The organism is Lysobacter korlensis, assembly GCF_042434515.1.
This window is the reverse complement of sequence record NZ_JBHLTG010000041.1, coordinates 1-1450: the sequence shown is the minus strand read 5'-3', so window position 1 is coordinate 1450 and position 1450 is coordinate 1. Positions and strand designations below refer to the sequence as shown.

At 62.1% G+C, this 1450-nt stretch carries 3 protein-coding genes; all 3 read left to right on the top strand.

Annotated elements, in window-relative coordinates:
* The first annotated feature begins 102 nt into the window (after window positions 1-102).
* The 3 genes from ACFFGH_RS34340 (at window position 103) to ACFFGH_RS34330 (ending at window position 1359) form a co-directional block, all read left to right on the top strand.
* Window positions 103-474 (top strand): DUF6404 family protein, encoded by a 372-nt coding sequence (locus ACFFGH_RS34340; protein ID WP_386677447.1) that lies wholly within the window; start codon window positions 103-105, stop codon window positions 472-474.
* Window positions 475-723: 249 nt separating this feature from the next.
* A complete protein-coding gene (locus tag ACFFGH_RS34335; protein WP_386677445.1) occupies window positions 724-906 on the top strand; it encodes a hypothetical protein in 183 nt (60 codons plus the stop codon).
* A 66-nt stretch (window positions 907-972) separates the two neighbouring features.
* Complete coding sequence (locus ACFFGH_RS34330) at window positions 973-1359, top strand: hypothetical protein (protein WP_386677443.1); 387 nt, start codon at window positions 973-975, stop codon at window positions 1357-1359.
* Window positions 1360-1450 lie beyond the last annotated feature (91 nt).

Here is a 1450-nt window from a genome sequence, read left to right as displayed (position 1 = left end):
AGTTAAGGGGCTCGCTGTCCGCAATGCCGGGCTTTAGGGCCTAACAATTCGTCCAAGCCGACGCCGCTTCGCGGCGCGGCTTAACTCAGGTGTTAGGTGCGCATGACACACGCTCGCAAGATCGAAGCATACAAACAGCTCATGGACCAGAAAGGCATCGGCCCGGCTACGGCCTCCCCGCCCCTGTGGGAGTTGCTCTGGTGGTGCGGCATCCATCTGCCTCCGCCGCTGTACATGGGCTTCCTGCCACTCGCGCTCTTCAGTGGCACCTGCTTCGGCGTGATGTTTGGGGCGTTCGCCTGGTTCATGGGCAACAGGGGCCTCCGCACCATGCCGCTCGAGGAGGCGGGAGTGGTGGCTTTGGTAACTGGTGCCTCGTTCGGTGTCATCGTGGCTTGGTTTACTCGTCGCATGGCCCGCAAGCACGGGCTGGGCTCCTGGTCCGCGGTCGGTACAAGCCTGCTGCGCACCTAACAGTTCGTCCAAGCCGACGCCGCTTCGCGGCGCGGCTTAACTCAGGTGTTAGCTGCCATGGGTAAATCGGGAGCCGGCCGGCCACCAAGCAGCGGTCGTACGCTCTTCCTAGATGTCCCAGACGAGCTCTTGTGGCGCTGCGGCCTGCCGCTGAACGTCTTTGAGGTCGTTCGCGCAATGCGGAAAGTGGCTCGAGGAGACTCGGGCAACGTGCTGGATACAAGCGCCGAAGCGTTAGGAGCTAGGTTCTTGGGCGGCCATGTGGAGTTCTGGGATGTCGATGGCGTGATGAATGCGCTGATGCAGTCCGCAGAGTGGGAGGCGCCGGAGCGGTTCTGGCGTATCTTTCTTGCGTTCGAAGATAGCGAGACTCACCTGGATCCGCAGGCGTCCGCAGCATCGAGGGTCGCTGCCGAGTTGTCGGGGCTTTAGCAGCTAACAATTCGTCCAAGCCGACGCCGCTTCGCGGCGCGGCTTAACTCAGGTGTTAGGCAGCACATGGAGACCTCCGCGACTTTGCCGCCTTTCCCCGAAGTTGCCGAGTTCGTCCGCAGCTTTGCTGGTCTTGGTAGTGCCAGGGAAATCAACCCACAGACTCGCCTGGACGCCGACCCGCGCATTACTGGCCTCGATGGCCAAGAGATGCTCCAGGAGGCTGCGGCGCGGTTTAGTTCGCGGCTGTGCGGCCCCGACGGCTATATCACCACGTTCGGGCTCAAGCCAAACGAGTGTCTGTTCAGCTCCGAAGGGCTGGATCTACTGGGCATCGGAGCGCTGATAGCCCGCCTGACCGGTGAGTCCAGGCACACTGTTCGGGACTTGACGGTAGGTGAGCTGCACGCTGCAATCTGCCGCCATAGGCTCGCTTCAAAGGGTGCTGCCTAACAATTCGTCCAAGCCGACGCCGCTTCGCGGCGCGGCTTAACTCAGGTGTTAGGCGGGCAATAGGCCGTATTGCTCAGCGGTGCTCTGCGCT

Coding starts and splice junctions, on each gene's coding strand:
- ACFFGH_RS34340 (WP_386677447.1), top strand. CDS start 103: ATGACACACGCTCGCAAGATCGAAGCATACAAACAGCTCATGGACCAG.
- ACFFGH_RS34330 (WP_386677443.1), top strand. CDS start 973: ATGGAGACCTCCGCGACTTTGCCGCCTTTCCCCGAAGTTGCCGAGTTC.